Genomic DNA, 16,324 nt, shown 5'->3' with positions numbered 1-16,324 from the left:
CGGCTTCCCGGGAGTGACACCGGTCAGGAGTGCTCCACGACCGTGTCGGTGAGCACCGGCGCGTCGTCCCGGTCGACGGCGGCGGCCTCCACCCGCACCCGCCCCTGCTCGCGCCACATCCGGACGCGCAGGGTCTCGCCCGGGAACACCACCCCGGCGAACCGGGTGCGGTAACCGCGCACGCGGGTCACGTCCCCGTCGAGCAGCGTGTCCACGACCGCCTTGAGCGTCATGCCGTAGGTGCACAGCCCGTGCAGGATGGGCCGGTCGAACCCGGCGCGCTTGGCGAAGTCGGGGTCGGCGTGCAGCGGGTTCCAGTCGCCGCTGAGTCGGTAGAGCAGGGCCTGGTCCTCGCGGACGGTGCGCTCGACGGTCCGGTCGGGGTCGCCGGCGGGCGGGTCGAGCCGGCCGGACGGGCCGCGGTCGCCGCCCCAGCCGCCCTCGCCTCGGACGAAGATCCGGGCATCGCTGGTCCACAGCGGGCCGTCGGCGTCGGCGACCTCGGTGCGCATGACCAGGACGGCGGCCGTGCCCTTGTCGTGGACGGCGGCGATCCGGCCGGTGGCGGTGGCGGTGCCCCGTACCGGGATGGGGCGGTGGACCTCGATGCTCTGCCCGCCATGCAGGACGCGTGCCAGGTCGACGTCGATCCCCGGCATGGACAGTCCGCTGATCACTCCGGGCGAGCCGTTGCCCGCGACGGTGGCGAAGCTCGGCAGGACGTGCAGCCGGGACTCCAGGGTGTAGCGCAGCTCGTCGGGGTCGGTGGCGGGACGTCCGGCGCCGATGCCGAGGTGGTAGAGCTGTACGTCCTTGTGGTCCCAGGTGATCTCGCCGGTCCGGGGTTCGGCCGCGAGGGCCTGCGCTGCGTCGATGGGCATGGGGCTCCTGACACGGTGGCGACGGTGGCAGCGGTCGTGGCGGAAGACCCCGGCGCGGACGTCCGCACCGTCGGCCGCACCGGGGCCGCCACGAGCCGATCTAGAACGCGTTCCAGTCCGGCGCCCTCTGTATAGCCGAGCGCTCCGCAGTTGTGAAGGCTCCTGACGCCTCGTCAGCCCGGCGCGCGGGACCGTGACATTTGTACTGCTCGTTTCCGTATCTCCGTCCCTGCCGAAGGCGGCGTCCGGTTCCTTACGTTCGCTCCGTACGCTGTGCGTCCCGACGCCGTACGGCGGGGACCATTCGACCGGGGGGACACGGAGATGACGGGGTGGCGCGGACCGCGGGACCGGGGGGCGGCCCGGCAGGGCGCGATGGAGCGGTGGCGGGTGCGGCGCGAGTGCTACCGGGCCGCGCGACGGGCCCGGTGGGAGGGCGGGAAGTCCGGCGCCGGCCATCCGGGCCCGGCGCCCACCGGTTTCTCCCTGCTGCCCTGGCTGCTGCTGGGCATGGGCGCCTTCTCCAATGTGATCCAGGGGGACACGCCGAATCCCTGGATCGGCGTCCTGGGCCTGCTGGCCTTCAACTCCCTCTACGTCCATGTCACCTTCCGTGCCTTCGACCGGGCCAAGCGGGAGTCGGTGTCCAACCGGGTGGCCCTGGGGCTGCTCGGCCTGGTCACCACGGGACTCGCCCTCGGCTACGGCGGAAACTGGCTGATGTTCTTCCCGCTGCTGGGCCTGGCCACCGGCGCCACCCTGCGCGGGCCGTGGGTGGGCCGGGCCGGGTTGCTGCTCACGCTGTACGCGGGGGCGGTCTCCTGGCTGCGGGCCGGCTGGGACGAGGCGACCGGCATCGCCTACGCCACGTTCCTGTCCAGCATGGTGACCGCCGCGATCCTCGGCCTGTCCGAGGCGGTGCGGGAACTGCGGGCCGCCCGCGAGGAGCTGGCCCGGCGCGCGGTGGAGAAGGAGCGGCTGCGCTTCTCCCGTGATCTGCATGATCTGCTGGGTCACACCCTTTCCGTGGTCGTGGTGAAGTCGGAGGCGGCCCGCCGGCTGGCCTCCCGCGATCTGGACGCGGCGCTGACGCAGATCGCGGACATCGAGACGGTGGGCCGGCAGGCGCTCACCGAGATCCGGGAGGCGGTGACCGGTTACCGCGAGGGCAGCCTGGCCACCGAGCTGACCCGGGCCCGGTCGGCGCTGTCCGCGGCGAGCGTGCGGCCGGTGGTCCGCCAGTCCGGCACGCCGCTCTCCCCGGAGACCGAGGCACTGCTCGGCTGGGTGGTCCGCGAGGCGGTCACCAACGTCGTCCGCCACAGCGACGCCACCCGCTGCGAGATCACCGTGGAGTCGGCCGCCGAGCGGGTACGGCTGACAGTGACGGACAACGGCACGGGCGCCTCCGGCGGCGGGGGCGGGGACGCCCTCGGTGACGGGGGCGCGTTCGCGAGCGAGAGCGTGCGCTTCTCGGGAGGCGAGCGTGAGGACGCCCCGGGCGGTGAGAGCGGGCGTTCCTCCGCCCGTGAGGGCGCCGATGTGTTCGGAAGTGAGGGCAAGGGCTTCTCCAGGGGTGAGGGCGGGGGCGCCTTCCGTGGTGGCGACGCGGGCGTCACCGCAGGCGAGGGCGCTCCCCTGCGCAGGGTCGTAGGCGGTACCGGACTGAAGGGGCTGACCGAGCGTCTCGCGGCGGCGGGTGGTTCTCTGACGGCCGGTCCCTCGCCCCGCGGCGGCTTCACGGTCACGGCCGTCCTCCCCGTCGGCGCCGACGAGTTGACGCTTGCGGGGTGACGCCCGGGGCCGAGGAGAGACGGGCCGCGAGCCCCGTCCGCGCCCGCCGTACGCTGGCCCCATGAGTGACACTCCCGGGAAGCAGCGCCCGGCCGCCCCCGTCCGGGTGTTGCTCGCCGAGGATCAGGGGATGATGCGCGGCGCGCTCGCCCTGTTGCTCGGGATGGAGGAGGACATCGAGGTCGTGGCCCAGCTGGGCTCGGGGGACGGGATCGTGGACACCGTGCTCGCGCGGCGCGCGGACGTGGCTCTGCTGGACATCGAGCTGCCCGGGATGAGCGGGCTGGACGCGGCGGCCGAGCTGCGGACGCGGGCGCCCGGGTGCCGGGTGCTCATCCTGACCACCTTCGGGCGGCCCGGATATCTGCGCCGGGCCATGGAGGCCGGCGCGGCCGGTTTCCTCGTCAAGGACGGGCCGGTGGAGGAGCTGGCCGCGGCGATCCGGCGGGTGCTCGCCGGAGAGACCGTGGTCGATCCCGTACTGGCCGCCGCCGCGCTCAGCGCCGGACCCAACCCGCTGACCCCTCGTGAGTGCGAGGTGCTGAAGGCGTCCGTGGACGGGGCGACCGTCGCCGATATCGCCGCCCGGCTGCACCTGTCCGAGTCCACCGTCCGCAACTACCTCTCCTCCGCGATCGGCAAGACCGGCACCCGCAACCGGGCCGAGGCGGTGCGCGAGGCCCGGCAGCAGGGCTGGCTGTGACGCCGTGAGCGCGGCGCCCGCCGTATCCGCGCCCCCGCCGTACCGGCGGCCGCTACTGGATCACCTCCGCCGCCTTGACGCTCTCTCCCTCCGGGGCCAGGCACAGGAACCATCTGTCCGGAGACCCGGCGGCCGCCACCGGCAGATCCACGGTGCTCTCGTCCTTCTTCCATGTGCACTTCACCTGCTGTGCGGTCCCGGCGACCCGGCCCACCGCGAGCCGGCCGGAACCCGTAACGCCCTCCTTCGCCAGCGGCAGCGCGCCGAACGAGACGTCCCGGCCCGACATGCGGTCCCACTTCTCGAGGTTGTCGAAGAGGAGCACCCTGGGCTTGCGGTCGTCGCCGAGGTAGAGGCTCGCGTAGTACGACGTCCGGTTGACGAGGCCGTCGGGTCCGGGCGGCAGCACCGTCTTGGTGAAGCCGAACTTCCGCATGGCTGTCAGCTGTCCGGCCGCCTCCGCCCGGTCGCGCGGCGCTCCCCATACGGTCAGCTCCACCCGCCAGTCGCTGCCCCGGTCCGTCCCCGTCCCCAACGGGGTGCGCTGTGGCCGGTACACATGGCGCGCCTGTGGTGTGGACGGTCCGGCGGCCACGCCCGTCTGCCGGTCGCCGCCGGGCAGCCCGGCCAGCGCCAGCGTCGCCCCGGTGGAGCCCGCCAGCACCGCGGCCGTGGCCGCCGCCACGGCCCAGCGCCGTGCCCTGCGCCGCCGCCGGCCGGCCTGGATGACCGCCTGGACCGGGGCTATGCCGATCTCGACCTCGTCCGCCGCGTCGGCGAGCAGGTGGGCGATGTCCGTCTGTGTCATGTTCTGCTGCTCCCGGTCCCCGGTCATCACTTCCGCCTCTCCTGCGTCACCGTCTCGGCCAGTACCGGTATGGCGCGGAGTTTCGCGATCCCCTTGGCCGCGCTGCTCTTCACCGTGCCGACGGAACAGCCCATGGCCTCCGCCGCCTGGGTCTCCGTCAGGTCCTCCCAGTAGCGCAGGACCACCGCTTCGCGCTGTCGCGCGGGCAGTTGGGCGAGCGCCTTGAGCAGGGCGCTGCGGTCGTCCGCCTGGGCGATCCGGTCTCCTGTGTCGGCCACCTCGCGCACCAGGCCGGAGTCGTCCTTCGGCGCCAGGAACTCCCTGAGCCTTCTGCGGTGTTTTCGCGCGTGGACGTTGATCATCACGCGCCGTACATACGCCTCCGGATCGTCTGCCGCGCCGACCCTGCGCCAGGCCGTATAGACCTGTTCGAGGGTCGACTGGACCAGGTCCTCGGCGGCGTGCTGTTCCCCCGTGAGAAGAAATGCCGTACGCATCAACCGCGGCCAGCGGCCGACCATGAAGCTCTGGAACTCCTCGTCCCGAGTCTGCTTCCCGTCCCCCATGGGCACCTCCTAGATGTCTAAAGGAGTCCATGAGCCGTCCGAACCGTTGCCCCGATCCCGGAACTCGGAGGATTTCCTCAGCGCGGCGGCGTACCGCCGTCCTCTACCGCCCGCAGCACCGTCACCACCGCCGCGCCGCCCAGCCCGATGTTGTGCGCGAGGCCCACCCGCGCCCCCGGTACCTGCCGGGCGCCCGCCTCGCCGCGCAGCTGCCACACCAGTTCGGCCGTCTGCGCCAGCCCGGTCGCGCCCAGCGGATGGCCCTTGGAGATGAGCCCGCCGGACGGGTTGACCACCCACCGGCCGCCGTACGTCGTCGCACCGGACTCGGCCAGCTCCCCCGACTCCCCCGGCGCGCACATGCCGAGCGCTTCGTAGGTGAGCAGTTCGTTGACGGAGAAGCAGTCGTGCAGCTCCATCACGTCGATGTCCTCGACGCCGAGCCCGGACCGCTCGAACGCCTGCCGGGCCGCCGCCCGGGACAGCGGCTGGCCGACGACGTCGATGCAGGAGCCGGAGGCGAAGGACTCCTCGGTGTCCGTCGCCATGGCCTGCCCGGCGATCTCGGCCAGGCCGGTCAGGGACCGCCGCCGTGCGAACCGTTCCGAGACCACCACGGCCGCCGCGGCGCCGTCCGAGGTGGGCGAGCACTGGAGTTTGGTGAGCGGGTGGTGGATCACGCGCGCGGCGAGGATGTCCCCGACCTCGTACACGTCCCGGAACTGGGCGTAGGGGTTGTGCTCGGAGTGCCGGTGGTTCTTGGCGGCGACCGCGGCGAGCTGGGCCTCGGTCGTGCCGTACCTCTCCATGTGTTCGCGGGCGGCGGCGCCGAAGATCTGCGCGGTGGGCGGGGTGGCGGTGAAGCCGTGCCGGGCGGCCATGACTCCGTAGTGCCGGGCCACGGGCGAGGCCGCGAAGTCGCCGGCCCCGGCGCCGTCGCCGAGCGCGCCCTTCCGCATCCGTTCGAAGCCGAGCGCGAGCACGCAGTCGCAGACGCCGCCCTCGACCAGTTGGCGGGCCAGCATCAGGGCGGTGGCGCCGGTCGCGCAGTTGTTGTTGACGTTGTAGACGGGCACGCCGGTCAGGCCGAGTTCGTACACGGCGCGCTGGCCGGCGGCGGAGGGCTGGAGGCAGTAGCCGATGGGAACCTGTTCCACTTCGGTGTAGTCGATCCCCGCGTCCGCGAGCGCCGCGCCGCCCGCTTCCCGCACCATGTCCCAGTACTGCCATTCACGGGTCTCGGGCTTCTCGAACCTGGTCATCCCGACCCCGGCGACATAGGCCTTCATGGCGCGCAGACTAGAACGCGTTCCATTGGTAGGCCAGACCTTGACGCGGGGTCAGAAACCCATGGAACGGTCAAGATTTCATTAGGGACCCGAAGCAACGGAATAGTTGCCTGTGCATACGAGGTTTACCCGGCACTTATGACACGTGGAAGGCCTCACTCCATGACAGACACGACGACCGACCAGCCCACCCGGAAAGCGGGCGGCGCGGTGGTCCCGGTGCTCGCGTTCGCGGGCATCGTCGTCGCGGTGATGCAGACGCTGCTCGTGCCGGTCATCAAGGACCTGCCGCAGCTGCTGGACACCGCTCCCAGCAACGCCACCTGGGTCCTCACCTCCACCCTGCTGTCCGGCGCCGTGGCCACCCCGATCATGGGCCGGCTCGGCGACCTCTACGGCAAGCGCCGGATGCTCGTCCTGAGCCTGGCCGTGATGGTGATCGGCGCCCTGGTCAGCGCGTTCACCAGCGAGCTGATCACCATGATCGTCGGCCGTACCCTCCAGGGCTTCGCCATGGGCGCGATCCCGCTGGGCATCGGCCTGATGCGGGACATGCTGCCGCGCGAACGGCTCGGCTCGGCGATGGCCCTGATGAGCTCCTCGATCGGCGTCGGCGGCGGACTCGCGCTGCCCGCCGCGGCCCTGGTCGCCCAGCACACGAACTGGCACGCGCTGTTCTACGGCGCCGCCGGCCTCGGCGTGCTCGCCATCGGGCTCACCCTCCTGGTCGTGCCCGAGTCCCCGATGCGCGCGGAGGGCTCCTTCGACCTGGCCGGCGCGCTGGGTCTGTCCACCGGTCTGGTGCTGCTCCTGCTGCCCATCACCAAGGGCAGCGACTGGGGCTGGTCCTCGGGCACCACGCTCGGTCTGTTCGCCGCGGCCGTCGTCGTACTGGTCCTGTGGGGCCTGTACGAGCTGCGGGTCCAGGCGCCGCTGGTCGACCTGCGCACCACCGCCCGTCCCGCGGTCCTGTTCACCAACCTCGCGTCGATCATGGTCGGCGTCGCGTTCTACGTCGTCTCGCTCGTCCTGCCCCAGCTGCTCCAGCTGCCCACCGCGACCGGGTACGGCCTCGGCCAGTCGATGGTCGTCGCCGGTCTGTGCGTGGCCCCGCTGGGCCTGACGATGATGTTCACCGCGCCGGTGTACGCGCGGCTGTCCGCCCGCTACGGCCCCAAGGTCACCCTGATCACCGGCCTGCTGATCATCGCGATCGGCTACGGCGGCGGGCTCGGCCTGATGGACGCGGCCTGGCAGACGATCGTCACGTCCGTGATCCTCGGCGCGGGCATCGGCCTCGCCTACTCCTCGCTGCCCGCGCTGATCGTGGGCGCGGTCCCGGCGTCCGAGACCGGTGCGGCCAACGGGCTGAACACGCTGATGCGGTCCATCGGTACGTCGGTGTCGAGCGCCGTCGTCGGCATGGTGCTGGCCAACACCGCGAACAACGTGGGCGGGGTCGCGATACCGACCATGCACGGTTTCCGGGTGTCCTTCCTGATCGCCACGGCGGCGGTGGCCGTCGGTCTGCTGCTGGCGCTCTTCCTGCCGAAGAGCCCGCGGCCGGCGCAGCGGCACACGCAGCTGCGGGCCAGCAGCGAGGAGGACGCCTCGCTGGAGCGGGCCGAGGAGGCGCTGCGGGGCTTCCGGGGACGGGTGCTGGGCGCCGACGGCGCGCCGGTGGCCCGGGCGAAGGTCACGCTGATCGACCGGCGGGGACGGCAGGCGGGGGCGACCGTCTCCGACGAGGAGGGGCGGTACGCGCTGGCCGTACCGGCGCGGGGGCCGTACGTCCTCGCCGCGAAGGCCTCCGGCCATGGGCCGCTCGCCTCTTCCGCGACGCATTCCGGCGAGGAGCGGGCCGTGGACCTGGATCTGTCACTGCCGGGGGAGACGGTGAACGCCTAGGAACCCGAGGGGCCGGGCGGTCGGCGGCCGCGGGTCCGTGGCGGCCGGCCGCGGGTTCCCTGCGGGGGCTGGCGCTGTGAACGCATAGAGCTCGGGGGCTTCCGCCGGTTCGCGGCCGCGGGTCCGTCGTGGCTTGTCGCGCAGTTCCCCGCGCCCCCTACGGGGCGTTCGGCGCACCCCCTGTCCGGAACACGGCCGAGCGTGCGGCAGCATAAGCGGGGTTCGGACAGTCGTACGGTCGAGAGGAACCCATGGCCACCGCCACGCCCAAGCCCGAGATCCTGGCCGCGTTCGAGGCGGCCAAGGGGTTCATGCCCGTGGACGAGGGGCTCGCCCTGTACGCGGCGGCGGTGGAGGCGGGGCGGCTCGGGCTGCCGTTGCTGGAGGTCGGGACCTACTGCGGGCGCTCCACGATCCTGCTGGCCGACGCGGCCCGGCAGGCCGGCGTCACCGCGCTGACCGTCGACCACCACCGGGGCAGCGAGGAGCAGCAGCCCGGCTGGGACTACCACGACCCGGAGACGGTCGACCCCGAGATCGGGCTGATGGACACGCTTCCGCTGTTCCGCCGCACCCTGCACCGCGCGGGGCTGGAGGAGCACGTCGTCGCCCTCGTCGGCCGTTCCCCGCAGATCGCGGCGTTCTGGAACTCCCCGCTCGGCCTCGTATTCATCGACGGCGGCCACACGGACGAACACGCCGGCGCCGACTACGAGGGCTGGGCCCCGCACGTCGCCGAGGGCGGCCTGCTGGTCATCCACGACGTCTTCCCGCACCCCGAGGACGAGTTCACGGGCCAGGCACCCTACCGGGTGTACCTGCGCGCGCTGGATTCCGGGGCGTTCACCGAGGTCACGGCAGCCGGCTCGCTGCGCGTGCTGCGGCGGGCGGGGGCGGGAATCTGAGGCCCCGGTTAGAGTCGCAGACGTGTCGTACACAGGCCCGGAATTCGAATCCCCGCAGCCCCGCCGGCCCCGGCGCGGCCCGCTGACCGTGGCGCTCGCCGCGCTGGTGCCCGGCGCCCTGCTCGGCTGGGGGGCGTACGCGGCGCTGGGCGACGGGGGTTCGGACAGCGCGGCGCACACCGCGTCCCGAACGGCCTCCTCCGCTCCCGCCCCGGCGGCCTCCCGCGGCGACGACGGCAAGGTGTCCGGCTCGCCCTCCGCGCCTTCCGGCGGCTCCGGCGCGCTCCAGGGGAAGGTCGTCGTCATCGACCCCGGGCACAACCCGGGCAACTTCCGGCACACGGCGGAGATCAACCGCCAGGTGGACATCGGCACCAACTCCAAGGAGTGCGACACCACCGGGACGTCCACCAACGACGGTTATACGGAGGCGTCGTTCTCGCTCGACCTGGCGCACCGGCTGCGGGACCTGCTGGAGCGGGAGGGCGTCACGGTGAAGCTGACCCACGACGGCGACAGCCCGCCGTGGGGGCCGTGCGTGGACGAGCGGGCGCGGTTCGGCAACGCCGCGCACGCGGACGCGGCGATCTCGCTGCACGCCGACGGCTCCGACGCCGGCAACCGCGGCTTCCACGTCATCCTGCCGGGGTCCGTGCACGCCGGGGCGGCGGACACCCGTCCCATCGTCGGCCCCTCGCACGAGCTGGGGGTGCGGGTCGCGGGCACCTACCTCCGCGCGACCGGCGAGCCGCCCGCCAACTACGTCGGCGGCGGCACCGGTCTGGTCACGCGGACGGATCTGGGTGGTCTCAATCTGTCAACGGTTCCCAAGGTGTTCATCGAGTGCGGCAACATGCGCGATAACACGGACGCGGCCCTGCTGACCAGCGGAAGCTGGCGGCAGCGCGCGGCGCAAGGGATCTCTGAGGGAATCGTGAGTTTCCTGCGCGTTTCGTGACCGGCGGCCATAACCGGCCGGACAGCCCGATCTTGCGGACTGTAGTGTCTACCGACGACGAGACGACCTACGAAGGACCTGAAGTGAATATCCGCTCCCTCACTAGAGGCGACGGCGTGGTGATCGGAGCAGCGGTGGTGCTGTTCATCGCGTCGTTCCTCGACAACTACTCGTACGACGGGCTGCCCGACAGCGTCGACCTGCCGAACCTCTGGGAGAGCGGACCGGTCCTGCTCAGCGTCGTGCTGGCGGGCATCATCGGTGCGGCGCTCATCGTCGTGAGCCGGGGCCTGCCGCAGCCGCGCAAGATCGCGGGTCTGGAACTCGGCGCGTTCGGCGTGGCGTTCGCGGTGTTCGCCGCCTGGAGCGCGCTGGGCAACATCATCGACCCGATCGGCGGTCTGGACAACATCGGCGAGGGCTCCGACCGGTCCCCCGACGCCGGCATGGGGCTGATCCTGGCCCTGATCGCCACCCTGGTGATGGCCGCCGCCGCCATCGCCACCCCGCTCGTCCCCGCCCTCCAGGCGTCCCTGGTCCCGGCCCCGAAGCCGCCGGCCCCGCAGCCCTACGGCGCCCAGCCGCCCGGTGGTTACGGCTACCCGGGCGCCCAGCCGCAGCAGCCGTACGCTGCCCAGCCGCAGCCGGGCCAGCCGTACGGGCAGCAGCCGCAGCCGGCCGCGCAGGGCGCCCCGGCCGCGCAGGGCGCCCCGGCCGCGCAGCCGCCGGCCGCGGACTTCTCGCCGTTCTGGTTCGCCGTGCCGGTGACCCGGCCGCTGTTCGCGGAGGACGGCTCGGGCGGCCAGATCGCCGAACTGGCGCCGGGCACCTGGTACCTGGCCGTCGAGCAGCGCGGTGCCGCGCTGGTCGCGCAGACCCAGGACGGCCGTCGTGGCGTGCTCCAGGACACCTCCGGCATCCAGCGCGGCTGAGCCGAAGCCCCGTAGCGCACCGGCCCCTCGCCCTTCCGGGCGGGGGGCCGTTGTCGTACAGTCGCCTCCCGGCTGACAGCTGACGGCGCGTCAGGAGGCAGGTCTCATGCGGCTCGGTCTCGCACTCGGCTACTGGGGGCGCGGCCCCGACGCCGGCCATGTGCCGCTGGCCCGGGAGGCGGAGCGGCTCGGCTACGACTCGGTGTGGACGGCGGAGTCCTGGGGCTCGGACGCGTTCACCCCGCTGACCTGGATAGCCGCGCACACCTCCCGGATCCGGCTGGGTACGGCGGTGGCCCAGATGGCCGCCCGTTCCCCGGCCGCCACCGCGATGCACGCGCTCACCCTGGACCATCTCTCCGGCGGCCGCCTCCTGCTCGGGCTGGGGCTGTCCGGGCCGCAGGTGGTGGAGGGCTGGTACGGCCGCCCGTTCCCGAAGTCACCGCTGACCGCGACCCGGGAGTACGTGGACGTGGTACGGCAGGTGCTGCGCCGCGAGGCGCCGGTGGAGCTGGACGGCCGGTTCCACTCCCTGCCCTACCGGGGCCCGGACGCGACCGGCCTCGGCAGACCGCTCAAGCCCGTCACCCACCCCCTGCGCCCCCGGCTGCCCGTCCTGCTCGGCGCCGAGGGCCCCCGGAACGTCGCCCAGACCGTCCGCGTCGCCGACGGCTGGCTGCCGCTGTACTGGTCGCCGAGCCGGCCGGAGGTGTACGGGGACGTGGTGCGCGAGTTGCCCGAGGGGTTTCTGGTGGCCCCAATGGCGCGGGTGAAGGTGTGCGACGACGTGGCCGAGGGACTGCTGCCGGTCAAGGCCATGCTCGGCTTCTACATCGGCGGGATGGGCCACGCGGCCCGCAACTTCCACGCCGACCTGATGGCCCGCATGGGTTACGAGGCCGAGGCCCGGCGGATCCAGGAGCTGTTCCTCGCCGGGCGCCGCGAGGAGGCCGTGCGGGCCGTGCCGGACGCCTTCGCGGACGAGATCTCCCTGGTCGGCCCGCGCGAACGCGTCGCCGAACGGCTCCAGTTGTGGCGCGCGGGCCCGGTGACGGACCTGCTGGCCCTGTCCCCGGACCCGCATACCCTGCGGGTGCTGGCCGAGCTGAACTCCTAGCCCTTCGTCAGCTCGGCGGCCGTCGGCACCTGTTCCTTCACCGGTGCGCCCGCGCTGCGGCCCGCGTCCTTGATCTGGCCGATGATGTCGTCGAACGGGCCGGCCGCGCTGTCGTCGCCCTTGCGGAGCTTGCTCGCCAGTCCCTTCAGGGATTCGATGCCGGCGCCGAGCGGGGCGAGGGCCTTGGAGAGCGTCGGGTCGCCCTCGGCGTTGCGCTGGGCGGCCTTGAGCCGGTTGTAGGCGAAGAGGCCGGCGGCGCCCGCCTTGACCAGGGCCAGCCTGCGGCCCTTGGTTCCCTTCTTGAACTTGCCGGCCTTCCAGGGCTTCACGATCCACTGGTAGGTCGCGCCGGCGGCGAGGCCCGCGTTCGCCACGAACCGGGTCTTGGCGAACTTCTGGCGTTCGGCGGACTTGCTGGGGCTGGGACTGTCGGCGGCGGGCACGGCCTGGGCGGCCGCCGAGGTGTTCTTCGTACTGCTCTGCTGGCCGCTCCCGCAGGCGGTGGCACCGGCCACCAGGGCGCAGCACAGGGTGAGCGCCACGAACAGGCGCCGTATCGGTACGGGCACGGGGTCCTCCCGACGTGTCCTCCCCGAGCGGTCTGGTTCCTCCGGCAGGTTCGCCCGGGGCGGGCGGTTGCGCCACTCGGGCGACGCCGTCAGGGGGACGGGGCGCGCTTGCCGTCCGGGTCGGGCCGGGGGCGTCTCCGGGGCGCGTCGGGGTCTTCTCCGGGGTTACAGGGCCCGCGGTGCGGCAATCCGGAGAGTATGTCCACTCGATATCGCAACGGTGCGAACCCGGCCGGACGGGTCGTGGCGATCGTCGCCGACGTCGCGGCGCTGATCCTCGGCCTGTGGATCCTGATGTACCTGCTGGAGGCGAACCGGGCCAATGACCTGGTCCAGTTCGTGCACGACGCGGCCTCCTGGCTGGCGGGGTGGTCGTACGACCTGTTCACCTTCGACGAGGCCTGGGCCCGCGTGGTCGCCGGGTACGGGCTGGCCGCCGTGGTCTATCTGTTCGCGGGCCACGCGATAGCCCGCCGAATACACCGGCACTGAGCGGTGTGCCCAGTGCCGGTGCGGGCGCGGGTGCCGGCCTCGGTGCGGGCCCGGGCGCCGGTCCCGGTACGGGTGCCGGCGCCGGCGTCGGTCAGGCGCAGCAGTCCGGGTCCAGGCCGGCCGGCAGGCGCTCGCCGCCGAAGACCGCGCAGGTGGCCTCGTGGCCGCCCAGCGCGGCCACGGCCAGCAGCAGCGAGCCCGCCGTCCAGGTGGTCAGCTCACGGGGCCAGATCGCGTCGTCCTCGAAGACGTAGCCCGTCCAGTAGAGGCCGGTCGCGGGGTCGCGCAGGTGCTGGATGGACTGGAGGATCTCCAGGGCCCGGTCGGACTCGCCGACCGCCCACAGGGCCAGCGCGAGTTCGCTGGACTCGCCGCCGGTCACCCAGGGGTTGGGGACCACGCAGCGCACGCCGAGGCCGGGCACGACGAACCGGTCCCAGCCCTCCTCGATCCGGGCCTTGGCCTCCGCTCCGGTCAGGGCGCCGCCGAGGACCGGGTAGTACCAGTCCATCGAGTAGCGGCCCTTGTCCAGGAAGCGCTCGGGGTGCCGGCGGATCGCGTGCCGCAGCGCCCCGGCGGCCAGCTCCCAGTCGGGCTGCGGTTCCTCGCGCTGCTCGGCGATGGCGAGCGCGCAGCGCAGCGCGTGGTGGACGGAGGAGCTGCCGGTGAGCAGGGCGTCGGCGGTGGGCGTGCCGTCGTCGTCGCGCCGCCAGCCGATCTGACCGCCGGGCTGCTGGAGCCGCAGCACCCACTCGACGGCCGCGTAGACGGCCGGCCACATCCGGTCCAGGAAGGTGTCGTCGCCCGTGGAGAGATAGTGGTGCCAGACGCCGACGGCTATGTAGGCGACGAAGTTGGACTCGCGGGCCCGGTCGGTGACGTCGTCGTGGGCGCCGTCGGCGTAGGCGGCGTACCAGGAGCCGTCCTCGTTCTGGTGCCGGGCCAGCCAGGTGTAGGCGCGCTCGGCGGCCTCGTGTTCGCCGGCCGCGTCCAGGGCCATGGCGGCCTCGGTGTGGTCCCAGGGGTCGAGGTGGTGTCCGCGGAACCACGGGATGGCGCCGTCCTCCCGCTGCCCGGCGAGGATGCCGGCGACGGTCGCGGCGGCCTGCTCGGCGGTGAGGACCCCGGGCAGGACGAGGTGTTCTGTCCGGGGGGTGGTCACCTGGCGTCCGCCTCTGCGCCGAGCGAGGGGAGGTGCGGCTTGGTCGCGTAGACGACGAAGCTCTTGCCGATCAGCGGGTTGAGCGCCTGTTCGGCGAGCCGGGTGGCGAACGGCTTCTTCATGATGTCCCAGACCAGCAGCTTGTGGTACGCGCGCACCGGCAGCGCCTTGTCGTTGTCGACGCCGAAGGCGCACTTCAGCCACCAGTAGGGGGCGTGCAGGGCGTGGGCGTGGTGGCTGCCGTAGGGCTTCAGGCCCGCCTCGCGGAGCTTGCCGGTCAGCTCGTCGGCCTTGTAGATGCGGATGTGGCCGCCCTCGACCTCGTGGTAGGCGTCGGACAGGGCCCAGCAGACCTTCTCGGGGCCGTAGCGCGGCACGGTGACGGCGATCCGGCCGCCGGGCTTGAGCACGCGGACCATCTCGGCGAGCACGCCCTTGTCGTCGGGGATGTGCTCCATCACCTCGGAGATGATGACGACGTCGAAGGTCTCGTCGGGGAACGGCAGGGCGAGGGCGTCGCCCTCCATGGCGGTGGCGGTGGCGCCCTCGGGGGCCTCGCCGGCCTCCTTCATCGCCGCGAACCACTTGGCGACCTCGCGGATCTCCTCGCCGTTGCGGTCTAGGGCCACGACCCGGGCGCCGCGCCGGTAGCACTCGAAGGCGTGCCGGCCGGCCCCGCAGCCGAGGTCCAGGACGCGGTCGCCCGGGGCGAGCGGGAACCGGGAGAAGTCGACGGTCAGCACGTGGCCCTGCTTTCGGAGGAGACGCTGGTGTCACTCGCCGAGGTCGCGGACGCGGCGCTTGGCGGGGCCGCGACGCTCGCCGGGGCCGCGGAGCGGCCGGAAGAGGGGGCCGCGGCCGGGGTGCCCCCGCGCGGGCCGGTCCGGGCCCGGGGGCGGCCCGGGGCCGCGGGGCGGGCGGGGCCTGCCGCGCGGGCGGCGCGGGCGATGGCCTCGCGGTAGTGGGCCACGGTGCCCTCGGCGGCGCGGGCCCAGGTGAAGTTGGCCAGCACCCGGTCGCGGCCCGCCGCGCCGAGCCGGGCCCGCAGCCCGGCGTCGCCGAGCAGCCGGTTCAGCGCGGCGGCCAGCGCGTCCGCGTCGCCGGGCGGTACGGCCAGGCAGGTCTCGCCGTCGCGGCCGGCGACCTCGGGGATCGCGCCGCCGGTGGTGGCGACCAGCGGGGTGCCGGTGGCCATGGCCTCGGCGGCGGGCAGCGAGAAGCCCTCGTAGAGGGAGGGCACGCAGGCCACCTCGGCGGAGCGGATCAGGTCGACCAGCTCGGCGTCGGAGATGCCCTTGACGAAGTCGACGGCGCCCGTGAGGCCGTGGCGCTCGATCGCCTGGGCGACCGGGCCCTCGGCGGGGCGCTTGCCGACGACGACGAGGTGGGCGGCGGGGTGTTCGGCGCGCACCTTGGCGAGCGCCTCCACGAGGAACACCAGTCCCTTGAGCGGCACATCGGCGCTGGAGGTGGTGACGATCCGGCCCGGCACCTCGGCGACGGCGGGATTCGGCGCGAACAGGTCGGTGTCGGCGCCGATGTGGACGACGTGGACGCGGTCGCGGCGGACCCCGAGGTGGTCCACGATCTCCTGGCGGGAGCTGCCGGAGACGGTGAGGACGGAGGGCAGCCGGCGGGCGACGCGCTTCTGCATCCGGGTGAAGGCGTACCAGCGGCGCACCGAGTAGCGGCGCTGCCAGGTCTCGGCCGCGTCCAGCTCCAGCTGCCGGTCCACGGTGATGGGGTGGTGGATCGTGGTGACCAGGGGGGCGCCGATGTCGCCGAGCAGGCCGTAGCCCAGGGTCTGGTTGTCGTGGACGACGTCGAACTCGCCGCGCCGGGCGCGCAGGTGGTGGCGGGCGCGCAGCGAGAAGGTCAGCGGCTCGGGGAAGCCGCCGGTCCACATGGTGGCGACCTCGAGGGCGTCGATCCAGTCCCGGTACTCGTCCCGCTTGGGGGTGCGGAAGGGGTCGGGCTGGCGGTAGAGGTCGAGGCTGGGCAGCTCGGTGAGGGTGAGGTTCGGGTAGCCCTCGTCCAGCACGGGGTACGGCTGGGAGCCGATGACCTCCACGCGGTGCCCGAGGCGGGCCAGTTCGCGCGAGAGGTGCCGTACGTAGACGCCCTGTCCCCCGCAGAACGGGTTCCCCTTGTAGGTGAGGAGCGCGATGTCGAGCGGTCGCCCCCCGTCGGCAGCGGGTTCCTGGTCGGCACCCGCTTCCCGGGCCTCAGCGGTCACTCCG

At 73.2% G+C, this 16,324-nt stretch carries 16 protein-coding genes; 8 read left to right on the top strand and 8 right to left on the bottom strand.

Features of this window, described 5'->3' with window-relative positions; translation table 11 throughout:
* Window positions 1-23: 23 nt before the first annotated feature.
* Window positions 24-881, bottom strand: coding sequence for an enoyl-CoA hydratase ChsH3 (gene chsH3 / locus IE251_RS38485; protein ID WP_189757593.1), 858 nt, complete (start codon window positions 879-881; stop codon window positions 24-26).
* 324 nt (window positions 882-1,205) lie between these two features.
* Here chsH3 and IE251_RS38480 point away from each other — a divergent pair, with 324 nt between their 5' ends.
* Together IE251_RS38480 and IE251_RS38475 are read left to right on the top strand one after the other, a co-directional pair.
* Complete coding sequence (locus IE251_RS38480; RefSeq protein ID WP_229897127.1) at window positions 1,206-2,675, top strand: sensor histidine kinase; 1,470 nt, start codon at window positions 1,206-1,208, stop codon at window positions 2,673-2,675.
* Between the two features lie 61 nt (window positions 2,676-2,736).
* A complete protein-coding gene (locus IE251_RS38475; protein WP_189757592.1) occupies window positions 2,737-3,378 on the top strand; it encodes a response regulator transcription factor in 642 nt (213 codons plus the stop codon).
* Between the two features lie 52 nt (window positions 3,379-3,430).
* On the opposite strand, the gene IE251_RS38470 is transcribed toward IE251_RS38475, so the two are convergent.
* The 3 genes from IE251_RS38470 to IE251_RS38460 form a co-directional block, all read right to left on the bottom strand.
* On the bottom strand, window positions 3,431-4,213 hold the full coding sequence (locus IE251_RS38470; protein WP_229897126.1) for a hypothetical protein: 783 nt from the start codon (window positions 4,211-4,213) through the stop codon (window positions 3,431-3,433).
* Complete coding sequence (locus IE251_RS38465) at window positions 4,213-4,752, bottom strand: SigE family RNA polymerase sigma factor (protein WP_030789749.1); 540 nt, start codon at window positions 4,750-4,752, stop codon at window positions 4,213-4,215. The genes IE251_RS38470 and IE251_RS38465 overlap by 1 nt, the downstream gene beginning before the upstream one ends.
* A gap of 77 nt (window positions 4,753-4,829) precedes the next feature.
* Window positions 4,830-6,041 carry a thiolase C-terminal domain-containing protein gene (locus IE251_RS38460; protein WP_189757590.1) on the bottom strand — a complete coding sequence of 404 codons (1,212 nt, stop codon included), beginning with the start codon at window positions 6,039-6,041 and terminating at the stop codon, window positions 4,830-4,832.
* A 162-nt stretch (window positions 6,042-6,203) separates the two neighbouring features.
* On the opposite strand from IE251_RS38460, the gene IE251_RS38455 reads away from it, so the two are divergent.
* The 5 genes from IE251_RS38455 (at window position 6,204) to IE251_RS38435 (ending at window position 11,861) form a co-directional block, all read left to right on the top strand.
* The gene (locus IE251_RS38455; protein ID WP_189757589.1) at window positions 6,204-7,949 is read left to right on the top strand and encodes an MFS transporter; all 1,746 of its coding nucleotides are present in this window, start codon (window positions 6,204-6,206) and stop codon (window positions 7,947-7,949) included.
* A gap of 251 nt (window positions 7,950-8,200) precedes the next feature.
* Entirely contained in the window at window positions 8,201-8,854 is a 654-nt protein-coding gene (locus IE251_RS38450) for a class I SAM-dependent methyltransferase (RefSeq protein ID WP_189757588.1), read from the top strand.
* A gap of 22 nt (window positions 8,855-8,876) precedes the next feature.
* Window positions 8,877-9,812 carry an N-acetylmuramoyl-L-alanine amidase gene (locus IE251_RS38445; protein WP_189757587.1) on the top strand — a complete coding sequence of 312 codons (936 nt, stop codon included), beginning with the start codon at window positions 8,877-8,879 and terminating at the stop codon, window positions 9,810-9,812.
* 83 nt (window positions 9,813-9,895) lie between these two features.
* Window positions 9,896-10,744, top strand: coding sequence for a DUF5336 domain-containing protein (locus IE251_RS38440; RefSeq protein ID WP_189757627.1), 849 nt, complete (start codon window positions 9,896-9,898; stop codon window positions 10,742-10,744).
* A gap of 106 nt (window positions 10,745-10,850) precedes the next feature.
* The gene (locus tag IE251_RS38435) at window positions 10,851-11,861 is read left to right on the top strand and encodes an LLM class F420-dependent oxidoreductase (protein ID WP_189757586.1); all 1,011 of its coding nucleotides are present in this window, start codon (window positions 10,851-10,853) and stop codon (window positions 11,859-11,861) included.
* Here the strand turns inward: IE251_RS38435 and IE251_RS38430 are convergent.
* A complete protein-coding gene (locus IE251_RS38430; protein WP_189757585.1) occupies window positions 11,858-12,430 on the bottom strand; it encodes a hypothetical protein in 573 nt (190 codons plus the stop codon). The genes IE251_RS38435 and IE251_RS38430 overlap by 4 nt on opposite strands.
* Before the next feature lie 198 nt (window positions 12,431-12,628).
* Here IE251_RS38430 and IE251_RS38425 point away from each other — a divergent pair, with 198 nt between their 5' ends.
* The gene (locus IE251_RS38425) at window positions 12,629-12,922 is read left to right on the top strand and encodes a hypothetical protein (protein WP_189757584.1); all 294 of its coding nucleotides are present in this window, start codon (window positions 12,629-12,631) and stop codon (window positions 12,920-12,922) included.
* A gap of 91 nt (window positions 12,923-13,013) precedes the next feature.
* Here IE251_RS38425 and IE251_RS38420 read toward each other — a convergent pair whose 3' ends face one another.
* From IE251_RS38420 to IE251_RS38410, 3 genes are read right to left on the bottom strand one after another with little or no spacing between them, the layout of a single operon-like run.
* Window positions 13,014-14,084, bottom strand: a complete 1,071-nt coding sequence (locus IE251_RS38420) for a prenyltransferase/squalene oxidase repeat-containing protein (protein ID WP_189757583.1) — start codon at window positions 14,082-14,084, stop codon at window positions 13,014-13,016.
* Window positions 14,081-14,827 (bottom strand): class I SAM-dependent methyltransferase, encoded by a 747-nt coding sequence (locus IE251_RS38415; RefSeq protein ID WP_189757582.1) that lies wholly within the window; start codon window positions 14,825-14,827, stop codon window positions 14,081-14,083. The genes IE251_RS38420 and IE251_RS38415 overlap by 4 nt, the downstream gene beginning before the upstream one ends.
* Window positions 14,821-16,320, bottom strand: coding sequence for a glycosyltransferase family 4 protein (locus IE251_RS38410; RefSeq protein ID WP_189757581.1), 1,500 nt, complete (start codon window positions 16,318-16,320; stop codon window positions 14,821-14,823). The genes IE251_RS38415 and IE251_RS38410 overlap by 7 nt, the downstream gene beginning before the upstream one ends.
* Window positions 16,321-16,324: the final 4 nt, after the last annotated feature.

The organism is Streptomyces eurythermus (genome assembly GCF_014649115.1).
Taxonomy (GTDB): Bacteria; Actinomycetota; Actinomycetes; order Streptomycetales; family Streptomycetaceae; genus Streptomyces; species Streptomyces eurythermus.
The sequence above is the reverse complement of the archived record's forward strand: the minus strand, read 5'-3'. Positions and strand labels throughout refer to the sequence as shown.

Coding starts and splice junctions, on each gene's coding strand:
- chsH3 (WP_189757593.1), bottom strand. CDS start 881: ATGCCCATCGACGCAGCGCAGGCCCTCGCGGCCGAACCCCGGACCGGC.
- IE251_RS38480 (WP_229897127.1), top strand. CDS start 1,206: ATGACGGGGTGGCGCGGACCGCGGGACCGGGGGGCGGCCCGGCAGGGC.
- IE251_RS38475 (WP_189757592.1), top strand. CDS start 2,737: ATGAGTGACACTCCCGGGAAGCAGCGCCCGGCCGCCCCCGTCCGGGTG.
- IE251_RS38470 (WP_229897126.1), bottom strand. CDS start 4,213: ATGACCGGGGACCGGGAGCAGCAGAACATGACACAGACGGACATCGCC.
- IE251_RS38465 (WP_030789749.1), bottom strand. CDS start 4,752: ATGGGGGACGGGAAGCAGACTCGGGACGAGGAGTTCCAGAGCTTCATG.
- IE251_RS38460 (WP_189757590.1), bottom strand. CDS start 6,041: ATGAAGGCCTATGTCGCCGGGGTCGGGATGACCAGGTTCGAGAAGCCC.
- IE251_RS38455 (WP_189757589.1), top strand. CDS start 6,204: ATGACAGACACGACGACCGACCAGCCCACCCGGAAAGCGGGCGGCGCG.
- IE251_RS38450 (WP_189757588.1), top strand. CDS start 8,201: ATGGCCACCGCCACGCCCAAGCCCGAGATCCTGGCCGCGTTCGAGGCG.
- IE251_RS38435 (WP_189757586.1), top strand. CDS start 10,851: ATGCGGCTCGGTCTCGCACTCGGCTACTGGGGGCGCGGCCCCGACGCC.
- IE251_RS38425 (WP_189757584.1), top strand. CDS start 12,629: ATGTCCACTCGATATCGCAACGGTGCGAACCCGGCCGGACGGGTCGTG.